At 72.7% G+C, this 1,573-nt stretch carries 2 protein-coding genes; one reads left to right on the top strand and one right to left on the bottom strand.

Annotated features, from left to right (window positions below):
- Window positions 1–34: 34 nt before the first annotated feature.
- Window positions 35–655, bottom strand: coding sequence for a DedA family protein (locus tag KBX53_RS32490; protein WP_036410846.1), 621 nt, complete (start codon window positions 653–655; stop codon window positions 35–37).
- 502 nt (window positions 656–1,157) lie between these two features.
- Here KBX53_RS32490 and KBX53_RS32485 point away from each other — a divergent pair.
- The coding region (locus KBX53_RS32485; protein ID WP_305797996.1) for an aminoacyl--tRNA ligase-related protein at window positions 1,158–1,573 on the top strand (416 nt) is incomplete at its 3' end.

Raw genomic sequence — 1,573 nt, 5'->3', positions numbered from 1 at the left:
GACAGTAAGTGCAAGATCGCGAAGGTTGCGACACTCAGTCGATGGGGACGTCGACTGTGGCTGCGGCGCGGGCGTGGCGGGCGCTGACCAGGGTCATGGCCCAGCCGGCCGCGGCGAAGCCGGCCGCCGCGGCGGTGGCGATGATGGCCAGCCGCCACGCCGACTCGGTCAGCGCGGTGCCTCCGAGGTGCCCGACCAGGGCGCCGTAGGTGGCCCAACCCAGTGCGGCGACGGCCTCGTAGAGCACGAACAGGCGGTAGGGGTAGCGGCTGCGCCCGGCCGAGAAGCAGGCCGCCATCCGGCCGCCGGGCACGAACCGGCAGAGCAGGATGACCATCGGCCCGGGTTGTCGCAGCCCCTGGGTGACCCGGCTGGCCACCCGGCGGGCGCGGCTCAGTTCGGCGTGCCGGGGCGGGCGCCGGTCCGGCGCGCTGCGTCCGAGCAGGTAGCAGGCCAGGTCACCGGCGAACACGCCGAGTGCGCCGACGGCGATGGTGACCGGCAGGCTGAGCCCGCCGTAGACGGTGAGCGCACCACTGGTGATCATGACGATCTGGGTGGGTATCACCGGTACGAAGGCGTCCGCGATCAGCAGAGCGAGCAGTACCAGGTACGCCCACGTCGGCGACGCGACGTCAGTCAGAAGTTCGGGCACGCCTGCCACCTCGCCGGATGCGGCCGATTGGGTGTCTTGAGCCTGACGTCGTGTCCGGCGTCACCGTGGAGGGCCCCGGCCCGTCGTGACCGTCGACACCACTGGGCCACCCAGCTGCAACGAGACTGATCGCTGCCGGGTGACGGGTTCGGAGGGCGGTCCACCCGTTCGAGGCGGGCGGCGGATCGGCGTTCGTCGGCGTACCGTTGTCGGCGCGGCCACGCCCGTCGGGTCCCCCGTTCCTGACGATTCGGCCGCCAGGGCCGCCGGCGGGTCCCGCGCCGGCGGCCCACCCCGTAAATCCAGGTGCGTCCCCGATCGTCGCGCGGGTACGGTCGCCCCATGCGCAGCGCGGTAGTGCAGACCACGACGCCGGGAATCCCCGGCGCGCCGCTCTGACGTAACCACCGTCGACCAGGCCCCGGGGCGATCCGCCCCCGAGGGCAGTGCGCCGAACGGAGCTCAGGTCGCCTCCGGGTCGTACCCGATCCAGGAGCCCGACATGATCGACCACCGTAGGCTCGGCCGCGAGCTGGACCTCTTCGTCTCCGATCCGCTGGCCGGCGCCGGCCTGCCGATCTGGCTGCCGGCGGGCGCCGCCGCCCGGCACGCCGTCGAGGAGTACGTCCGGGAGTTGGAGCGCCGCTCCGGACACCAGCACGTCTACTCGCCGCCGCTGGGTAAGCGGGAACTCTTCGAACTCTCCGGTCATCTCGGCTACTTCGCCGACGACATGTTCCCGCCGATGCGGCTGAGCGCCGACGACGAGTTCGTGCTCCGGCCGGCGCTCTGCCCGCACCACGCGCTGGTCTTCCGGGCGCGGGGCCGCTCCTACCGGGAGTTGCCGTTGCGGATCGCCGAGCTGGGCGGGATGTACCGCTCGGAGCGTTCCGGCGTGCTCGGCGGGCTGTCCCGGGT

Source organism: Micromonospora sp. M51, from assembly GCF_018070305.1.
Classification (GTDB): Bacteria; Actinomycetota; Actinomycetes; order Mycobacteriales; family Micromonosporaceae; genus Micromonospora; species Micromonospora parva.
Note: the sequence above shows the minus strand (reverse complement) of the source record. Positions and strands in the feature narration are given on the sequence as shown.